Raw genomic sequence first — 17973 nt, 5'->3', positions numbered from 1 at the left:
CACCTTCCCGCCGTCGCCCGGAGGGCGGCCCCGCGGCGTCAGGGCCTAGGGGAACTCGTACGCCTCGACCTCGGCGATGTAGCGGGCCCGCCGCTCCTCGTCGTGTTCCAGGAAGGACGCCTCGAACGAGTTGCGCGCCAGTTCCCGCAGCCGCTCCTCGCCGAGCCCGAGGGCCTCGCGCACCGCGCGGAAGTTGTCGCCGACGTACCCGCCGAAGTAGGCGGGGTCGTCGGAGTTGACCGTGCACAGCAGCCCGGCGTCGAGCATGGCGGGCAGCGGATGCTCCGCCAGGACGTCCACGGCGCGCAGCCGTACGTTCGACAGCGGGCAGAGGGTCAGCGGCACCCGCTCCCGGACCAGTCGCTCGACGAGCGCGGGGTCCTCCATGCAGCGCAGCCCGTGGTCGACGCGCTCGACGCCGAGGACGTCGAGGGCCTCGGTGATGTAAGCGGGCGGCCCCTCCTCGCCGGCGTGCGCCACGCGCCGCAGACCGAGCTCGGCCGCGGCCTCGTACACCGCCCGGAACTTGGCCGGCGGGTGGCCGACCTCGGCGGAGTCGAGTCCGATGCCGACGATCCGGTCGAGGTGGGGCTTCGCGGCCTCCAGGGTGTCCATGGCCGACTGGGCGGACTCGTCGCGCAGGAAGCACATGATCAGCTGGGTGGAGACGCCGTGGGTCTCCTCGCTGCGCCCGAGCGCCCGCCACAACCCCTCGACGACCGTCCCCATCGGCACGCCCCGGGCGATGTGCGCCTGCGGGTCGAAGAAGATCTCCGCGTGCCGCACGCCCTGCGCGGCGGCCCGGGCGAGGTAGGCGTCGGCCAGGTCGGCGAAGTCCTCCTCCGTCCGCAGCACGGCCATCAGCTCGTAGTACAGGTTCAGGAACGTCTGGAGGTCGTCGAAGAGGTACGCCTCGCGCAGCTCCTCGGTGTTCGCGTACGGCAGGGTGACGCCGTTGCGGGCGGCGAGCGCGAAGGCCAGTTCGGGTTCGAGGGTGCCTTCGATGTGAAGGTGCAGTTCAGCCTTGGGGAGGGACATCGAAGCATCGTACGGTCGATTCCCGGGCACACCGAAACCGGCACCTTCCCGACACCGGTGCCGGACCCAGCCCGGACCCGGCCCGCGGCGAACCGCGGGCGACGGGCCCCGGCCCGGGTCCGTCGCCCCGTCACCGGCGCTTGGGGACCGGCACCCTGACCAGATCGTGCGCCACCGTCAGTTCCCCGTCGAACCCCGCCGCGCGGGCCTCGCGCTCGAACTCCCCGGGATCGGAGTAGCGCTGGCTGAAGTGGGTGAGCACGAGGTGCCGTACGCCCGCCTCCTTGGCCACCCGGCCCGCCTGCCCGGCGGTCAGATGTCCGTGGTCCGAGGCGAGCTTGTGGTCACCGTCGAGGAAGGTCGACTCGATGACGAGCAGGTCGCAGTCCTCGGCGAGGGCGTCCACCCCCTCGCACAGCCGGGTGTCCATGACGAACGCGAACCGCTGGCCGCGCCGCACCTCGCTGACGTCGTCCAGCGTGACGCCGCGCAGCGAGCCCTCGCGGTGCAGCACGCCGACGTCGGGGCCCCTGATCCCGTGCTCGGCGAGCCGCTCGGGCAGCATCCGCCGGCCGTCGGGTTCGACCAGCCGGTACCCGAAGGACTCGACGGGGTGGGAGAGCCGGCGGGCCTCGAGGGTGTACGCGGGGGTCGTCGCGAGCACGCCGTCGTCCGCGACCGGCGCCTCGGTCAGCGCGACCGTCTCGCGGTAGGCCGTGGCGTACCGCAGCCGCTCGAAGAAGTGCTGTCCGGAGAGCGGGTAGTGCGCGGTCACCTCGTGCGGTACGCGGTCGAGGTTGACGCGCTGGATCACCCCGGCGAGTCCGAGCGAGTGGTCGCCGTGGAAGTGGGTGACGAGGATGCGGTTCAGGTCGTGCGCGGCGGCCCCGGCGCGCAGCATCTGGCGCTGGGTGCCCTCGCCCGGGTCGAAGAGGAGACCCTCGCCGTCCCAGCGCAGCAGATAGCCGTTGTGGTTGCGGTGCCGGGTCGGGACCTGGCTGGCGGTGCCGAGGACCACCAGTTCACGTGCGGACAAGGCGGGCTATCCCGGCGGCCACTGGAGACCGCGGCCGCCCAACAGGTGGGCGTGCGCGTGGAAGACGGTCTGGCCGGCGCCGCTGCCCGTGTTGAAGACGATGCGGTAGCTGTCCAGCTTCTCCTCGCCCGCGACCTCACCGGCCTCGCGCAGGACGTCCGCGAGGACGCCGGGTTCGGCGGCGGCCAGGGAGGCCGCGTCCGGGTAGTGCAGTTTGGGGATGACCAGGATGTGGGTCGGCGCCTGCGGGTTGATGTCGCGGAACGCCACGACCGTGTCCGTCTCGCGTACCAGTGTCGCCGGGATCTGCCCCGCCACGATCTTGCAGAACAGACAGTCGTCCTGCGGTTCCCCGCCGTCTTCCCGCCTCGGCTCCTGCGCCATGCGTGTGCCTCCTCACGCCAGCCGATCATTACCTGGGCATGCTAGGCCCTGTCGTCACCTTCCCGCCTGTCCCGCGACGCCATGCACGCTCCCCCGAGCTCTGCGGGCAGGGGGCACCCCCACTCGCCGCACCGGGCGACAGGACCTGGCGGCCCGGCGCGGGCGGGCCGCCTCTCACGCCGCCCGCCCGTGCCGGATCACAGCGGCGGCAGCGCGGGGGCGGTCCTCGCCGGGTTCTCCTCCAGCGCGGCCAGCGCGATCCTGACCGCCTCGTCGAGCTGGGTGTCGCGGCCGGCCGCGTGGTCCTGCGGGGCCTGGACGACCTCGATGTCGGGATCGACGCCGTGGTTCTCGACGCTCCACTCGTAACCCTCCAGCCAGAAGGCGTACTTGGGCTGGGTGACGAGGGTGCCGTCGACGAGGCGGTAGCGGCTGTCGATGCCGATGACGCCGCCCCAGGTGCGGGTGCCGACCACGGGTCCGATGCCGAGCGCCTTGATCGCCGCGTTGACGATGTCGCCGTCGGAGCCGGAGAACTCGTTGGCGACGGCGACGACCGGGCCGCGCGGCGCGTCCTCCGGGTAGCTGTAGGGGCGCAGGCCGCGGGGCAGGTCCCAGCCGACGATCCGCCGGGCGAGTTTCTCCACGACGAGCTGGGAGGTGTGGCCGCCGCGGTTCTCGCGGACGTCCACGACGAGGCCCTCGCGGGCCACCTCGATGCGCAGGTCGCGGTGGAGCTGCGCCCAGCCGGAGCCGACCATGTCCGGCACGTGCAGATAGCCGAGGCGCCCGCCGGACCGCTCGTGGACGTAGGCCCGCCGGTCGGCGACCCACGCGTGGTAGCGCAGCGGTTCCTCGTCGGCGAGCGGGACGACGACCGCGTGCCGGGGGTCGCCGCCGCCCGAGGGCGAGACCGTCAGTTCGACCGGTTTGCCGGCCGTGCCGACGAGCAGCGGCGCGGGTCCGGTCACCGGGTCCACCGGCTGTCCGCCGACCGCGACGATCGCGTCCCCGGCGCGCACGGCGACTCCGGGCGCGGCGAGCGGGGCCCGCGCGTCCGGGTCGGAGGTCTCCGAGGGGAGGATCCGGTCGATGCGCCAACTGCCGTCCTCGTGGCGGGAGATGTCCGCCCCGAGGAGTCCCTGCGCCCGGTCGCCGCCGCCCCGGCCGCCGCGCGGGGTGACGTACGCGTGCGAGGTGCCCAGTTCTCCCTGGACCTCCCAGAGCAGGTCGACGAGGTCGTCGTGGGTGGCGACCCGGTCCAGGACGGGGCGGTAGCGGTCGAGGACCGCGTCCCAGTCGACGCCGCCCAGGTCGGGGCGCCAGAAGTTGTCCCGCATGAGGCGGCCGGTCTCGTCGTACATCTGGCGCCACTCGGCGGCCGGGTCGACGGTCTGGCGCACCCGCGACAGGTCGACGGTGATGTTCGTGTCGCTCTCGTCGTCGTTCGAGGCGCGCCGGTCGCTGGGGACGACCTTGAGCTTGCCGTCGGTCCACAGCAGGACCCGCTTGCCGTCGCCGGTGACGGTGAAGTGGTCGGCGTCGGCGGCGAGGTGCTCGATGCGCTGCTGGGCGAGGTCGTACCGCTCCAGTTCGGTCTTCGGGTCCGGGTCGTCCGGGGTGGCGCGGGAGGCGCCGAGCACGCCGCGGACCGGGTGGCGCAGCCAGAGCACCCCGTCCTTGGCGGCGCGCAGCGTCGAGTAGCGGGCGGCCTCGACGGGGAACGGCACGATCCGGTCGGCGAGTCCGTCGAGGTCGATGCGGGTGCTGGGGGTGCCCTCGCTGTCGGGGGTCTCGTCCTTGTCGGGTGTCTCGAAGGGTCTGCCGTGGCGCTGCGGTCCGAAGGGGGAGGGTGTCGTCGCCGCGAGGGTGATCAGGTAGGGCCGGGAGCCGCCGACGAAGGCCAGGTCGAAGACGTGCTCGTCGTAGACGGGGTCGAAGGCCCGGGCCGAGAGGAACGCGAGGTGCTTGCCGTCGAGGGTGAACGCGGGCGCGTAGTCGCGGAAGCGCAGCGGGGTCGCGTCGGTCACCGACAGGTCGGTGGTGTTGGCGAGCTTGAGGTGGCGCAGCGGGCGCGGTCCGGGGTGCGACCAGGCGAGCCAGGCCGAGTCGGGGGAGAAGACGAGCCCGGTGACCTCGCCGTCCTCGCTGCGGTCCACCTCGCGGACCTCGCCGCTCTCGCGCTCGACGAGCAGCACGCGCCCGTCGTGGGAGGCGACGGCGGCGCGGCTCCCGTCGGGTGCCACGGCGAGGCCGAGGACCCTGCCGAGCGCGCCCGCGGCGAGCCGTCGCGGGGTGGCCCCGGGGGCGACGCCGGTGGCGGGGGCGAACTCGAGGGCGTCGTCGCCCTCCGCGTCCGTCACCCACACCACGTGCTCCTCACCCTCGGCACGGAAGGTGTGGGGCAGCCGGGCGCGGACGCCCTGGGTGGTGGCGAGCGCGCGGGCCGGGCCGGAGCGGTGGGTGACCCAGTGGACGGCGCCGCGCACGGAGACGGCGCTGCCGCGTCCGGTGTGGTCGGGCGCGGCGGCGGAGAACCAGCGCGCGGCGCTGACGGGGTGCGGCTGCTGGTCGACGCGCTGGCCGCCGAGCCGGATGTCGAGGCGGCGCGGCTCGGCGCCGTCGAGGTCGTCGAGGAGCCACAGTTCACCGGCGGAGGCGTACACGACGCGGGTGCCGTCGGTGGCCGCGTGGCGGGCGTAGAAGTGGTCGAGGGGCGTGTGGCGGCGCAGGTCGGATCCGTCGGCGAGGGAGGAGTACAGGGCCCCGACGTCCTCGTGGTCGGACAGGAAGGCGATCCGTTCGCCCACCCAGAGGGGGTGTTCGAGGTTTCCGTCGACGTCCTCGTGCAGCCGGACGAACTCGCCCCGGCCGTCCCGGTCGATCCACAGCTTGCCCGCCGTCCCGCCCCGGTAGCGCTTCCACCAGGCGGCCTCGCGGCCCATCGGGGCGGACAGCAGGACGACGCCGGGCGCGCCGTGGGCGACGTCGCCGACGGGGCCGTACGGCAGGGTCGTGGCGGGGCCGCCGTCGAGCGGGACGGACCGTGCCCAGGTGCGGCGCAGGCTGGCCTGGCCCTGGGTGCTGAGCGCGAGCACCTGTCCGTCGGGGGTCCAGCCGCGCACCTGGGTCTTCGAACTGCCCCAGTACGTCAGCCGTCTGGCGGGCCCGCCGTCCAGGGCGGCGACGTGGACCTCGGGGGCTCCGTCACGCGTGGACGTCCAGGCCACGGTCGTGCCGTCCGGGGAGATGCGCGGATGGTTCACCGGTACGTCGTCGGCGCTGACCCGCCAGGCGCGGCCGCCGCCGTCGAGGGCGGCGGCCCAGATGTCGTCCTCGGCCGTGAAGACGACCAACTCGCCGTGCAGGTGCGGGAACCGGAGATACGCGGAGGCTGCGGACTCTGTCACCCGGTCACCCTACGCAGCCCGTGGACGCCCCGACAGAGGTTCGGATCACTTGAACCTCGTACGGCCCGGCAGGTCACTTGCCCTGTGCGGGCCAGCAGGTGGGGTCGCCCTTGCACCACATCGTCTTCGTGACGGTGACGGTGACGGTCGGGTCGGGCTGTCCGTCCGGGGGTCGGTAGGTGGCCGGCGGGGTGGTGGTGTCGCAGTTGCCCAGACCGCTCACGTGGAACCACTGCTTCCCGCCGACGGTGGCGCGCAGGTCGCCGCGTACGCAGGCACCGCTGACCGCGCGGGTGACCTTGCCCTTGACGGTGATGTCCCGTCCGTCCTCGGTCTGGCCCCGGCAGTCGACGGACACCACGGTGTTCTCGCTCGGCGAGCGTGACCTGCCGGGGGTGGGGGCCTTGTCGGCGCCGCCGTAGTTCGCGGTGCAGGTGAGCCAACTGACGTCCACGTGCTGCCGTTCGAGCTGCTTGGTCGCCGTCTGGTCGGTCGTGTAGGCCACGGTGGCGGCGCTGAGGCCGTCACCGGGCTCGCACCCGGTCACCGCGAACACACCGGCCGCGGCCAGCCCGAGTGCCGTCAGCACCCGCTCGCGCACCGCCCGGCGCCTGATCCGCCTCAATGCCCCCATGGACGGCAGCGTGCCACCGCGCGGCGCGGCGCGGTAGACCGCATGCGGCCATCGGGGGCACAACCACCCGAAGGAGTTGCCCCTCTCCCCCGGGTCACGGGGGAGGTTCCCCGTCCCCCGGCCCGCCGGGCCGGGGGCCGCCGGTCAGCCCAGCAGCAGGAGCCACTCCTGGAGTTCCACGAGGTTCCCCTCGGGGTCCTTGAGGTGGGCGACGCGCATGCGTTCGGTCATGGGCGCCGGGCCGTGCACCAGGGTCGCGCCGCGCGAGACGACCTGCTCGCAGTAGGTGTCGAGGTCGTCCACCCGCAGCACGACCAGCGAGCGGTGCCCGGCCACCTCGTCGCCGATCTCGCCCAGGATCCCGGTCATCATGGCGCGGTCCTGGAGGGCGATGCCGGCGGACCCCGTGACGGGACTGAACTTCTCGTACGGGCCCTCGGCGGCGCCCGACTGGGGCTTGAGGCCGAGGACCTCCGAGTAGAAGCGGTAGCAGGCGGGGAAGTCGGAGACGAGCAGCCGTACCTGGGCGAGTTCCATGGGTTCCCTGCTGGATGTGCGGACGGTGGGGGTCAGGACCAGCGGCCGGTGCGGGCCAGCAGCAGTGCCGTGGCCACGGTCCCCGCCGTCGACGTACGCAGCACCGTACGCCCCAGGTGGAACGTCTTCGCCCCCGCCGCGGTGAAGAGGGCGACCTCTTCGGGGGAGATCCCCCCCTCGGGGCCGACCACCAGGACGATCTCACCGGAGCCGGGCAGGGCCGCCGTCGCGAACGGCTCGGTGCCGGCCTCGGTGTCCTCGTGGAGCACGGCGGCGAGGTCGGCTTTGGCGAGAAGTGCGGCAACCTGCTTGGTCGTCATCGCGTCCGCGACCTCCGGGAAGCGCACCCGGCGGGACTGCTTGCCGGATTCCCGGGCGGTGGCGCGCCACTTGGCGAGAGCCTTCAGGCCCCTCTCGCCCTTCCACTGCGTGATGCAACGGGAGGCCGCCCAGGGGACGACGGCGTCGACGCCGGTCTCGGTCATGGTCTCGACGGCCAGTTCGCCCCGGTCGCCCTTGGGCAGTGCCTGGACGACCGTGATGCGGGGCTCCTCGGCCGGTTCCTCGGCCACCGTGTCCATCTTCACGATCAGCCGGTCCTTGCCCTCGGTGTCGAGGACCACGCAGTCCGCCCAGCGGCCGGCGCCGTCGGTGAGTACGACGTCCTCGCCGGCCCGCAGCCGTTTCACGGAGACGGCGTGCCGTCCCTCGGGGCCGTCGAGGACGTAACGTCCGCCGCCGCCCGCGTCGAAGTGCTCGACCAGGAACACCGGTGCTGTCATCGGGCCGCTCCCTCTTCCGGGATCTCCTCGGCCGCCGACAACGCTGTCCGCGCGGCGGCGATCTCGGCGTTCAGTACCTCCACGAGCTGCCCGGCGGGCAGCTCGCGTGCCATGCGGTGCCCCTGTCCCGCCCACAGCGCCATGCCCTGCGCGTCGCCCGCCTTGGCGGCCGCCTTGCGCAGCGGCACGGTGAGGTGGTGGACCTCGGGGTAGGCGGCGGGGGCGTACGGACCGTGCTCGCGCATGAAGCGGTTGGCCAGCCCGCGCCCCGGACGCCCGGAGAACGCGCGCGTGAGTTCCGTGCGGACGAACAGGGGGTCGGTCAGCGCCTGCTTGTGCACGGCGTGCGCGCCGGACTCGGGGGTGGCGAGGAACGCGGTGCCGAGCTGGGCGGCGTTCGCTCCCTCGGCGAGCACGGCGGCGATCTGGCTGCCGCGCATGATGCCGCCGGCCGCGACGATCGGGATCCCCACGGCCTCGCGGACCTGCGCGACCAGGGAGAGCAGGCCGATGCCCGTGCCGTCCGTCTCCGGGTTGTCGCGGTGGGTGCCCTGGTGGCCGCCGGCCTCGATGCCCTGCACGATGACCGCGTCGGCGCCGGCCCGCTGCACGGCGAGTGCCTCCGCGGCTGTGGTCGCGGTGACCAGGGTGAGGGTGCCGGCGCGGCGCAGGGAGTCGAGCACGTCCTGGCTCGGCACGCCGAAGTGGAAGGACACCGCCGCCACCGGGTTGTCGAGGAGGACGGCGAGTTTGGCGTCGTAGCCGTCGTCACGTCCGCTGTCCCGGTCGCCGAGCTCGACCTCGTACCAGGCGGCCTCACCCGCGAGCTGGCAGGCGTACACCTCGACCGTGGCGGCGTCCGCGTGCTCGGGCTGCGGCATGAACAGGTTGACGCCGAAAGGACGGCCGGTCAGTCCGCGAAGCTGCTTGATCTCCTGGTACATGCCGTCGGCGGTCTTGTACCCGGCGGCGAGGAATCCGAGCCCGCCCGCATCGGACACCGCGGCCGCGAGCTGCGGGACGGAGACGCCGCCCGCCATGGGGGCCTGCACGATCGGGTGAGGGAAGAGATCGGTCAGTGCGGAGGACATGACGGCATGTTGTCACGTCCCCAGGGCAAGTCCGAATCCGGCCGTCCGCCCGGCACGGGCCGCCGCGACCGGCGGGCACGGGGTGGCATCCCACCCCGTGCCGCGCTTGGGTCAACGGCCGTTGAAGGCGTCCTTCAGCCGGGAGAAGAGCCCCTGCTGACCGGGCTGGAACTGACCGGTGGGCCGCTCCTCGCCGCGCAGTATGGCGAGCTCGCGCAGGAGCCGCTCCATCTCCGGGTCGAGCTTGGTCGGCGTGGTGACCTCGACGTGCACGATGAGGTCGCCGCGTCCGCCGCCCCGCAGGTGGGTGACGCCCCGGCCGTGCAGCGGGATCGACTGGCCGGACTGCGTGCCCGGACGGATGTCGACCTCCTCCATGCCGTCGAGCGTCTCCAGCGGCACCTTCGTGCCGAGGGCCGCCGCGGTCATCGGGAGGGTGACCGTGCAGTGCAGGTCGTCGCCGCGCCGCTGGAAGGTCGAGTGCGGCAGCTCGTGGATCTCGACGTACAGGTCGCCGGCGGGGCCGCCGCCGGGGCCGACCTCGCCCTCGCCCGCGAGCTGGATCCGGGTGCCGTTGTCCACACCGGCCGGGATCTTGACCGTGAGGGTGCGACGGGACCGGACCCGGCCGTCGCCCGCGCACTCGTGGCACGGGGTCGGGACCACGGTGCCGAAGCCCTGGCACTGCGGACACGGCCGCGAGGTCATGACCTGGCCGAGGAAGGACCGCGTCACCTGGGACACCTCGCCGCGACCGCGGCACATGTCACAGGTCTGCGCGGTGGTGCCGGGGGCGGCACCCTCGCCGCTGCAGGTGGCGCAGACGACGGCCGTGTCGACCTGGATGTCCTTCGTGGTGCCGAAGGCCGCCTCGTCCAGCTCGATCTCCAGCCGGATCATGGCGTCCTGGCCCCGGCGGGTGCGCGAGCGCGGTCCGCGCTGCGACGCCGTGCCGAAGAAGGCGTCCATGATGTCCGAGAAGTTCCCGAAGCCGCCCGCGCCGAAGCCTCCGGCGGCGCCGCCCTGCTGGGACAGCGGGTCACCGCCGAGGTCGTAGACCTGCTTCTTCTGCGGGTCCGACAACACCTCGTAGGCGGCGTTGATCTCTTTGAATCGCTCCTGCGTCTTCGGATCGGGATTGACGTCCGGATGCAGCTCGCGTGCGAGCCTCCGGAACGCCTTCTTGATCTCGTCCTGGGACGCGTCGCGGCGCACGCCGAGAACGGCGTAGTAGTCCGTGGCCACTCAGGACTCCGCCAGGATCTGTCCGACGTACCGTGCCACCGCTCGTACCGCTCCCATCGTTCCCGGGTAATCCATGCGGGTCGGGCCGACCACGCCGAGTTTGGCTACTGCCTCGCCGCCCGAACCGTAGCCGACCGAGACCACGGACGTGGAGTTGAGTCCCTCATACGCGTTCTCGTGCCCGATTCGCACGGTCATGCTCGAATCCCCGGCCTCTCCAAGCAACTTGAGGAGCACAACCTGCTCCTCCAGCGCTTCGAGCACCGGCCGGATGGTGAGAGGGAAGTCATGTCCGAAACGGGTGAGATTGGCGGTACCGCCGATCATCAGCCGCTCCTCGGTCTCCTCGACGAGTGTCTCCAGCAGGGTGGAGACCACTGTCGAGACCGTACCCCGGTCCTCCGCCTCGAAGGCGTCCGGGAGGTCCTGCACGAGCTGCGGCACGTCCGCGAAGGGGCGTCCCGCGACCCGGCTGTTGAGCCGGGCCCGCAGATCGGCGAGGGACGTCTCACCGAACGGCGCCGGGCAGTTGATCATGCGTTGCTCGACCCGGCCGGTGTCCGTGATCAGCACGAGCATCACCCGCGCGGGGGCGAGTGACAGCAGCTCCACATGGCGCACGGTCGAGCGGGTCAGCGAGGGGTACTGCACGACGGCGACCTGGCGGGTGAGCTGCGCGAGCAGCCGCACGGTCCGCCCGACGACGTCGTCGAGGTCGACGGCACCGTCCAGGAAGTTCTGGATGGCCCGCCGCTCGGGCGCGGTCATCGGCTTGACGCCCGCGAGTCTGTCGACGAAGAGCCGGTATCCCTTGTCCGTGGGGATGCGCCCTGCACTGGTGTGCGGCTGGGCGATGTAGCCCTCGTCCTCCAGGGCCGCCATGTCGTTGCGGACGGTCGCCGGCGAGACGCCCAGGCGGTGCCGTTCGGTGAGCGCCTTGGAACCGACCGGTTCCTCGGTGCCCACATAGTCCTGGACGATGGCGCGCAGCACCTCGAGCCTGCGTTCACTGAGCATCGCGCACACCTCCAGAGTCGACTCGGTGGTCTTCGTGGCCTTCGTGGCTTTCGTCTGGCACTCAGCGCACACGAGTGCCAACGTTCCCCGGTTCAGTGTACGGCGGTGCGGCACGACCCCGGCAAGGGCGGGCCTGCGCCGTGGTGGAGTGGCACCCGGTCACCGCTAGCGTCGCCGCATGAGGCTGACTTGGGAAGAGCTGGAGTGGGAAAGGGTGGCGGACCGGGTCGGACGGCGGCGGCTTCCGGACTGGGACTGCACCGTCGGGCTCGTCGTCGGCGAGGGCGCGGCCCTGCTGATCGACGCGGGATCGAGCCTCGCGGAGGGCGCGCGGCTGCGCCGGGAGGCGCAGGCCCTCGTCGGGCACCGTGTGACGCTTGTCGCGCTCACCCACCCCCATTTCGACCACGTCTTCGGCGCGGCGGCGTTCGCGGGCGCGGAGATCCTCGTCGCGGACGGCTCGGCCGAGATGTACGAGAGGGGCCGCGGCGAGCTGTGCGCGGACGCGGTGCGCAACGGGCTGGACCCCGGGGCGGCGGAGGAGGCGGCCGACGCCCTCGTGCGCCCTGGGGGGTTCGTCCGGGGGACGCGGCGCCTGGAGCTGCCCGGCGGCGTCGAGGTCCTGCTGGTGCGGACGGGGGACGGCCATACCGCCCATGACCTGGTGGTCGTGGTGCCGGGTGATCCGACGGTGGTGTTCTGCGGCGACCTCGTCGAGGAGTCCGGCGAGCCCCAGGCGGGGCCCGACGCCGTGCCCTCGCGCTGGCCCGCGGCCCTCGACCGGCTGCTGGACCTGGGCGGCGAGGACGCGGTGTACGTGCCGGGTCACGGCGCGGTCGTGGACGCCGGGTTCGTACGGTCCCAGCGGGACGCCCTGGCCGCGCGTTTCGGCGTGCCGGGTTCCGGCGTGTCGCGGTGAGCGCCGCCGGGTTTCTCCTATCGTCATCCGAATGCGCCAGTACTCTCCGGACCTGACCCCGCCGTGGAAGAAGCCCGAGCCCGTGCCCGAGGTCCCGGCGGACCGGGGTCTGGTGGTGGAGGAGCCCGGCACCGGCTTCTGCGGCGCGGTGATCCGCTGCGAGGCGGGCACGGTGACCCTGGAGGACCGCTTCGGCAAGCACCGGGTGTTCCCGCTGGAACCGCGTGGCTTCCTGCTGGAGGGCAGGGTGGTGACCCTGGTGCGCCCGGCCGCCGGCGCGCCCGTACGCCCCGGCCGCACGGCGTCCGGCTCGATGTCCGTGCCCGGTGCCCGCGCCCGGGTCGCGCGGGCCGGACGCATCTACGTGGAGGGCCGCCACGACGCCGAACTGGTCGAGCGGGTGTGGGGCGACGACCTGCGGATCGAGGGCGTCGTCGTGGAGTACCTGGAGGGCGTCGACGACCTCCCGGCGATCGTCGCCGCGTTCGACCCGGGCCCGGACGCCCGGCTCGGCGTCCTGGTCGACCATCTGGTGCCGGGTTCGAAGGAGTCCCGGATCGCCGGGGCGGTCACGAGCGAGCACGCCCTGGTGCTCGGCCACCCGTACATCGACGTCTGGGAGGCCGTGAAGCCGTCCTCCGTGGGTATTGCGGGCTGGCCGAGGGTCCCGCGCGGTCAGGACTGGAAGACGGGCGTGTGCCGGGCCCTGGGCTGGCCGGAGAACACCGGCGCGGCCTGGCAGCACATCCTGTCCCGGGTGCGCTCCTACAAGGACCTGGAGCCGGAGCTGCTGGGCCGGGTGGAGGAACTGATCGACTTCGTCACTGCGCCGGAGTGACGGCCGGGGCGGCGGCCTCCCGGGTCCGGCGGCGGTGGCCCTTCACGTCGGGGGTCCCTTCGTAGCCCGGCGGCATCCGCTGCGCGCCGAACCAGAGGTCGGGCGCCCAGCGCCGGCAGCCCGCCGCCACGGCGTGCCGGGCGCTGCCGGGCCGGACGGAGACGCGGTGGCGCAGCCGGGGTCGCCCCGGCTGCGCCGGCTCGCTGTCGCGCACGAAGATCCACAGCATCGGGTCGTCGCGGTCGATCTCGTCCTTCGGACAGAGTTCGAGGGTGTGGAGGGCCGATGTGCCATGGATGCCGACGCCGGTCAGCGACTCCCACGGCACGGTCGCGGACCGCCCGCGCCGGCTGACGTGGACACCGGCGGCGTCCATCGTGACCCGCTGGTTCCAGATGTATCCCACACCCCGGGCGATCGTCACGAGGGCCCAGGAGGTCAACAGCACGAGGGCGGCGGCGAGGCCGTCGCGCACCACGGCACCCACCCCGTGCCCGTGCTCGGGGACGAGCGCCCACGCGGCCCACGCGCAGGCCGCGACCATGACCGACGCCGCGGCCAGACGGCGGCGGACCAGTACGCCGCCACGATGGACGACGACCGAATCCCCGATCTCGACGGTGTCGAGCACCAGCGCGTCGGACGCGGCGTCCGCCGCCGGGCCGGTCCGTCCGGCCAACCGGTCCCGGTGCCCCTGGCGATCCTGCTGGCCCGGGTACGAGTACGGCTGCTCCTTGCGTCCGAACCACAGGTCGGGCGCCCACTGTCTCAGGGCCTTCTCGTACAGCTTGTCGGAGCCACGGACGTCGATGCGGTACCTGAGCCGGGGCAGGTCCGGCCGGATCGGGTCCGTGTCGCGGACGAACTTCCACAGCAGCGGATCATCACGGTCGATCTCGCCCTTCGGACACAGCTCGACCGTGAAGACGACGCTTTTGCTCCCGCGCGCCCAGTAGATCCCCGCCCCGGCCAGCGAGTCCCAGCGGATCAGCGCGATCTCCTTGCCCCGCATCCACCAGAACCCGGTGGAGTCGAAGACGGTGATCCAGCGGCGGGCCCGCCAGGCGGAGACGAGGAGTGTCACCCCCATGATGCCCAACAGCAGCGCCATCCAGCTGGACGCCGTCCCATGGACGGCGCTCCAGAGTCCCATCGCGCTACTCCCGATGAGCACCACCACGAACGGCAGCACCTGGAGCAACTGCCGCTTTCCGTAGCGCACAACGGTCGCGTCCTCGTCGGGCCGTCCACTGGAGATCATGGTGCCGGACGGTAGCGAACAGGCGTTCAGTCCACCAGGTCCCGGACCACCGCGTCCGCCAGCAGCCGTCCGCGCAGCGTGAGCACGGCGCGGCCCTCGTCGTAGGGGCCGGTTTCGAGGAGTCCCTCGGACAGGGCGCGGCGGGAGGCCGAGAGTCCGGCCGGGCGGAGCAGCGAGAGCGGGCAGCCCTCGCGCAGCCGCAGTTCGAGGAGGATGCGCTCGACCCGGCGGTCCTCGCCGGAGAGGAGTTCGCGCCCGGCCCCCGGGGAGCGGCCCGAGGCCAGCGCCGCCGCGTACGCCCCCGGATGTTTCACGTTCCACCAGCGAACGCCGCCGACGTGACTGTGCGCGCCGGGGCCCGCTCCCCACCAGTCGGCGCCGCGCCAGTACAGCTCGTTGTGCAGACAGCGGCCTGCCTCGGAGGTGGCCCAGTTCGACACCTCGTACCAGTCGAAGCCCGCCGCGGACATCACCTCGTCCGCGATGAGATAGCGGTCCGCGTGCACATCGTCGTCCGTCATCGGGACCTCGCCGCGGCGGATGCGGCGCGCGAGCTGGGTGCCCTCCTCGACGATGAGCGCGTACGCGGAGATGTGGTCGGGTCCCGCGCCGAGGGCCGCTTCGAGCGAGGCCCGCCAGTCGTCGTCCGACTCCCCCGGTGTGCCGTAGATCAGGTCCAGGTTCACATGTGCGAAGCCGGCCGCGCGGGCCTCGGCGACACAGGCCTCGGGGCGGCCGGGGGTGTGCGTGCGGTCGAGCACCTTCAGGACGTGCTGCCGGGCGCTCTGCATGCCGAAGGAGATCCGGTTGAAGCCGCCGGCGCGCAGCGTCGCGAGGTACTCCGGTCCGACCGACTCGGGGTTCGCCTCTGTCGTGATCTCCGCGTCGTCCGCGAGCCCGAACTCGTCCCGGACGGCCGCCAGCATCCGTACGAGGTCGTCGGCGGCCAGCAGCGTGGGCGTGCCGCCTCCGACGAAGACCGTGCGGACGGGGCGCGGGTCGTCGCCGAGGACCTTGCGGGCGAGGCGGACCTCGTCGATCAGCGTGTCCGCGTAGTTGTCGCGGGAGGCGAGCACACCGCCGGTGCCCCGCAGCTCGGTCGCCGTGTAGGTGTTGAAGTCGCAGTAGCCGCAGCGGGTCGCGCAGTACGGCACGTGGAGGTAGAACCCGAGGGGCCGCTCGGCCGCCCCGGCCAGGGCGTGAGCGGGCAGCGCCCCGTCGTCGGGGACGGGCTCACCGTCGGGAAGTGCGGAAGGCATGCGTTCCATTGTCCAGCACGGGCGGGGTCCACGTGTCCGGCCGGGACGGGCGCGCACGTGTCCGATGTCACGGGCGGGGTCCACGTGTCCGGTCCCACGGGGCGCTCGCTCTCGTCCCGCGCCCGGTCCGGCACGGACGCGGGCCGGTCTCCGGCCGGGCGCCCGCCACCGCCGCGGGTGCGCGCCCCGGCACCGGCCCGAAGCGCGTGCCGTCGCGTGCTACTCCGCCTGTAACACCAGGAGGGCCATGTCGTCCTCGGGCGGGCGCGGACCGAATGCGTGGACGAGCCCGCGGATCCGTTCCGCGACGGACTCGGCGTTCAGGCCGGCGCAGTCCGCGAGGGCGCGCGCGAGGCCGTCGTCGTCGTCGAACTGGCGGGACCCGTCGCGCCGCTCCGTGACCCCGTCGGTGACGCACAGCAGGGTGTCCCCGGGATACAGCTCGAAGGACTCGGAGACGTACTCCGGGTCCTCGAAGACGCCGAGCAGGGTCTGCGGCCGGGCCACCTCGCGTACGTCGCCGTCGGGGCCCAGCAGCAGCGGCAGCGGATGCCCCGCCGAGGCGAGGGTGCAGCGGACTCCGCCGTCGAAGGGCACCAGCTCCCCGTACAGCATGGACAGGAACCGCGTCTGCGGTCCGAGGTCGGTGCCGAGCCCGGGTCCGCCCGCGGCCACGAGCGCGCGGGCCGCCGCGTCGGCGGCCTCCGTGGCGTCGTCGAGCAGGAGCTGGTTGAGGCGGTCGAGGACGTCCGCGACGTCGTAGCCCTCGCGGGCCAGCAGCCGCAGCCAGGGCCGGGCCAGGCCGATGACGACGGCGGCCTCGGGCCCCTTGCCCTGGACGTCGCCGACGGCGAAGCACCAGCGGCCGTCGCCGGCCGGGAACACGTCGTAGAAGTCGCCGCTGGGCCCGCCCTTGTCGAGCGGCTCGTACACGAGCGCGCTGCGCACCCCGGGGATCTCCGCGACCGCGCCGGGCAGCAGCCCGCGTTGCAGGATCCGGCTGATGGTGGCCTGGCGCGCGTACTGGCGGGCCGCGCCGATGGCGAGGGCGATGCGGCGGCTGAGGTCCTCGACGAGCCCGGTGACCTCGTCGGGGAAGTCCGGCAGTCCGGCCCGGCCGATGACGAGCGTGCCCAGCGGCCGGCCGCCCGCGATCAGCCGGTACGCCAGTGCCGCGCCGCTCACCCCGCGCGCGCCCAGGGCCGCGCCGGGCCAGGGCACCGGCACGGCACGGGACCGCACCGCGTCGGGCAGCCGCGGCGGGTCCCCCTCCAGGGCCGCGCGCAGGTCCTCGATGAGGTTCTCGCTGCCGTGCCAGACCCTGGCCAGGCGGGGCCCGAGGGCCAGGCCGAGGCCGCCCGCCCGGTCGGTGGCCTCGTCCTCCAGCCACACCGCGCACCAGTCGGCGAGACGGGGGACCAGGAGCTGCCCGGCGAGCGCGGCGACCAGGTCCTCGTCGAGCTGTCCGGCGAGCAGGTCGGAGGCCTCTGCGAGAAAGGAGAGGGCTCCCCGGTCGAGCCAGTCGTGGGCCTGCGCCGTGCCCCACGGCGGCCCGGAGGCGAGCGCCCCGGAGGAGAAACGGACGGCGGCCCGCGGCTCGTACCCCGCGGACCACGCCTCGGCGTACGCGTCGGCCCCGGCCGGATCCGCCCCGCCCGCCGCCCCCACACGGCCGACGTCCGCGAACCCGCCCATCCCGGCGAGGTCGTCGGCGTCCGTGAACCCGCCGGCCCCGGGCACGCCGTCGGCGTCGGTGAACCGCCCGGACCTGGCCGGCTCGTCCGCGTCCGTGAACGCGCCCGTCCGGGGCACGACTCCGGTGTCCGTGAACACGTCCGGTCCGGGCGGCACAGCGGCGCTCGCGTCGGCGGGCAGGCGCGCCCACACCGTCTTGACGCCCGGCCGGTAGGTGATCCCCCAGGCCTCGGAGAGAGCGGAGACGAGACGCAGACCGCGCCCGTACTCCGGTGTCCCGTAAGGGTGTTCGGCGCTGTCGTCCCGTATGGCACGGGCCGGGTGCTGGTCGGAGACCTCCAGGACCAGCGCTCCGGGCAGGCCCTCCACCGGGCTCTCCAGGCGGCACAACAGCTCGACGTCGGTGCCCGCGTGGACGACGGCGTTGGTGACGAGCTCGCTGACCACCACGGCGGCGTCGTCGGCGAGCCGGTCGTCGGTCGTCCCGGGCCCCGGCAGGCCCGGTTCGGCCCAGATCGCGAGCGTGTCGCGCAGGAACCGGCGGGCGGCGCCGGGGGCGAGCGGGGTACCCGGCAACGAGGTGCGGGCCACGGCGTCCTGGCCGGGGCGGTGATAGGCGGGCATGCCCGGGACGCACGCCATGGACTCCCGTTGCGTCGGAATGGCCCCCACTGTGCGGCTCCCTGAGCAGTTCGGACGAATACACCTCAGCCGGTGCGGACAGGGTGACAGACTGAGCGCGCCCGTATGCGGCGAGTCACCGAATCGGGCCGTCATGAGTGAGAACAGTGGTAGTCATGTGCCCGAAGACGGACAGATCCGAGCAT

15 protein-coding genes are annotated in these 17973 nt (G+C 73.4%); 2 read left to right on the top strand and 13 right to left on the bottom strand.

What is annotated here, in order from left to right; translation table 11 throughout:
* Nucleotides 1-45: 45 nt before the first annotated feature.
* The 10 genes from ACFYW7_RS02345 to hrcA all read right to left on the bottom strand — a co-directional run bounded on the left by ACFYW7_RS02345 (nucleotide 46) and on the right by hrcA (nucleotide 11174).
* The gene (locus ACFYW7_RS02345) at nucleotides 46-1038 is read right to left on the bottom strand and encodes an adenosine deaminase (RefSeq protein WP_389497113.1); all 993 of its coding nucleotides are present in this window, start codon (nucleotides 1036-1038) and stop codon (nucleotides 46-48) included.
* A 130-nt stretch (nucleotides 1039-1168) separates the two neighbouring features.
* Nucleotides 1169-2074: a ribonuclease Z gene (locus tag ACFYW7_RS02340; protein WP_389497112.1), complete on the bottom strand. Its 906-nt coding sequence runs from the start codon at nucleotides 2072-2074 to the stop codon at nucleotides 1169-1171.
* A 6-nt stretch (nucleotides 2075-2080) separates the two neighbouring features.
* The gene (locus ACFYW7_RS02335) at nucleotides 2081-2458 is read right to left on the bottom strand and encodes a histidine triad nucleotide-binding protein (protein WP_389497111.1); all 378 of its coding nucleotides are present in this window, start codon (nucleotides 2456-2458) and stop codon (nucleotides 2081-2083) included.
* Between the two features lie 197 nt (nucleotides 2459-2655).
* Entirely contained in the window at nucleotides 2656-5868 is a 3213-nt protein-coding gene (locus ACFYW7_RS02330; protein ID WP_389497110.1) for a S41 family peptidase, read from the bottom strand.
* 73 nt (nucleotides 5869-5941) lie between these two features.
* Entirely contained in the window at nucleotides 5942-6502 is a 561-nt protein-coding gene (locus ACFYW7_RS02325) for a hypothetical protein (protein ID WP_389497109.1), read from the bottom strand.
* A gap of 144 nt (nucleotides 6503-6646) precedes the next feature.
* Complete coding sequence (locus tag ACFYW7_RS02320) at nucleotides 6647-7039, bottom strand: VOC family protein (protein WP_389497108.1); 393 nt, start codon at nucleotides 7037-7039, stop codon at nucleotides 6647-6649.
* A 32-nt stretch (nucleotides 7040-7071) separates the two neighbouring features.
* Nucleotides 7072-7821: a 16S rRNA (uracil(1498)-N(3))-methyltransferase gene (locus ACFYW7_RS02315; protein WP_389497107.1), complete on the bottom strand. Its 750-nt coding sequence runs from the start codon at nucleotides 7819-7821 to the stop codon at nucleotides 7072-7074.
* On the bottom strand, nucleotides 7818-8912 hold the full coding sequence (locus ACFYW7_RS02310; protein ID WP_389497106.1) for a nitronate monooxygenase: 1095 nt from the start codon (nucleotides 8910-8912) through the stop codon (nucleotides 7818-7820). The genes ACFYW7_RS02315 and ACFYW7_RS02310 overlap by 4 nt, the downstream gene beginning before the upstream one ends.
* Before the next feature lie 111 nt (nucleotides 8913-9023).
* Complete coding sequence (gene dnaJ / locus ACFYW7_RS02305) at nucleotides 9024-10157, bottom strand: molecular chaperone DnaJ (RefSeq protein ID WP_389497105.1); 1134 nt, start codon at nucleotides 10155-10157, stop codon at nucleotides 9024-9026.
* The gene (gene hrcA / locus ACFYW7_RS02300; protein WP_389498528.1) at nucleotides 10158-11174 is read right to left on the bottom strand and encodes a heat-inducible transcriptional repressor HrcA; all 1017 of its coding nucleotides are present in this window, start codon (nucleotides 11172-11174) and stop codon (nucleotides 10158-10160) included.
* Nucleotides 11175-11352: 178 nt separating this feature from the next.
* On the opposite strand from hrcA, the gene ACFYW7_RS02295 reads away from it, so the two are divergent.
* Both ACFYW7_RS02295 and ACFYW7_RS02290 read left to right on the top strand, forming a co-directional pair.
* A complete protein-coding gene (locus tag ACFYW7_RS02295) occupies nucleotides 11353-12093 on the top strand; it encodes an MBL fold metallo-hydrolase (RefSeq protein ID WP_389497104.1) in 741 nt (246 codons plus the stop codon).
* 31 nt (nucleotides 12094-12124) lie between these two features.
* Nucleotides 12125-12931, top strand: coding sequence for a DUF3097 domain-containing protein (locus ACFYW7_RS02290; protein WP_389497103.1), 807 nt, complete (start codon nucleotides 12125-12127; stop codon nucleotides 12929-12931).
* Here ACFYW7_RS02290 and ACFYW7_RS02285 read toward each other — a convergent pair.
* The 3 genes from ACFYW7_RS02285 to ACFYW7_RS02275 form a co-directional block, all read right to left on the bottom strand.
* Nucleotides 12915-14192, bottom strand: a complete 1278-nt coding sequence (locus tag ACFYW7_RS02285) for a hypothetical protein (protein ID WP_389497102.1) — start codon at nucleotides 14190-14192, stop codon at nucleotides 12915-12917. The genes ACFYW7_RS02290 and ACFYW7_RS02285 overlap by 17 nt on opposite strands.
* Before the next feature lie 26 nt (nucleotides 14193-14218).
* Nucleotides 14219-15451, bottom strand: a complete 1233-nt coding sequence (gene hemW, locus ACFYW7_RS02280; protein ID WP_389497101.1) for a radical SAM family heme chaperone HemW — start codon at nucleotides 15449-15451, stop codon at nucleotides 14219-14221.
* A 219-nt stretch (nucleotides 15452-15670) separates the two neighbouring features.
* Nucleotides 15671-17770: a SpoIIE family protein phosphatase gene (locus ACFYW7_RS02275; RefSeq protein WP_389497100.1), complete on the bottom strand. Its 2100-nt coding sequence runs from the start codon at nucleotides 17768-17770 to the stop codon at nucleotides 15671-15673.
* Nucleotides 17771-17973 lie beyond the last annotated feature (203 nt).

Source organism: Streptomyces sp. NPDC002580 (assembly GCF_042889485.1).
Taxonomy (GTDB): domain Bacteria; phylum Actinomycetota; class Actinomycetes; order Streptomycetales; family Streptomycetaceae; genus Streptomyces.
This window is presented reverse-complemented; position numbering and strand designations above follow the sequence as displayed.

Excerpts from the sequence above, each read along its gene's own strand:
- ACFYW7_RS02285 (WP_389497102.1), bottom strand. The coding sequence starts at position 14,192 with ATGATCTCCAGTGGACGGCCCGACGAGGACGCGACCGTTGTGCGCTAC.
- hrcA (WP_389498528.1), bottom strand. The coding sequence starts at position 11,174 with ATGCTCAGTGAACGCAGGCTCGAGGTGCTGCGCGCCATCGTCCAGGAC.
- ACFYW7_RS02335 (WP_389497111.1), bottom strand. The coding sequence starts at position 2,458 with ATGGCGCAGGAGCCGAGGCGGGAAGACGGCGGGGAACCGCAGGACGAC.
- ACFYW7_RS02275 (WP_389497100.1), bottom strand. The coding sequence starts at position 17,770 with ATGCCCGCCTATCACCGCCCCGGCCAGGACGCCGTGGCCCGCACCTCG.
- ACFYW7_RS02345 (WP_389497113.1), bottom strand. The coding sequence starts at position 1,038 with ATGTCCCTCCCCAAGGCTGAACTGCACCTTCACATCGAAGGCACCCTC.
- ACFYW7_RS02310 (WP_389497106.1), bottom strand. The coding sequence starts at position 8,912 with ATGTCCTCCGCACTGACCGATCTCTTCCCTCACCCGATCGTGCAGGCC.
- ACFYW7_RS02325 (WP_389497109.1), bottom strand. The coding sequence starts at position 6,502 with ATGGGGGCATTGAGGCGGATCAGGCGCCGGGCGGTGCGCGAGCGGGTG.
- ACFYW7_RS02320 (WP_389497108.1), bottom strand. The coding sequence starts at position 7,039 with ATGGAACTCGCCCAGGTACGGCTGCTCGTCTCCGACTTCCCCGCCTGC.
- ACFYW7_RS02290 (WP_389497103.1), top strand. The coding sequence starts at position 12,125 with ATGCGCCAGTACTCTCCGGACCTGACCCCGCCGTGGAAGAAGCCCGAG.
- ACFYW7_RS02315 (WP_389497107.1), bottom strand. The coding sequence starts at position 7,821 with ATGACAGCACCGGTGTTCCTGGTCGAGCACTTCGACGCGGGCGGCGGC.
- hemW (WP_389497101.1), bottom strand. The coding sequence starts at position 15,451 with ATGCCTTCCGCACTTCCCGACGGTGAGCCCGTCCCCGACGACGGGGCG.
- ACFYW7_RS02295 (WP_389497104.1), top strand. The coding sequence starts at position 11,353 with ATGAGGCTGACTTGGGAAGAGCTGGAGTGGGAAAGGGTGGCGGACCGG.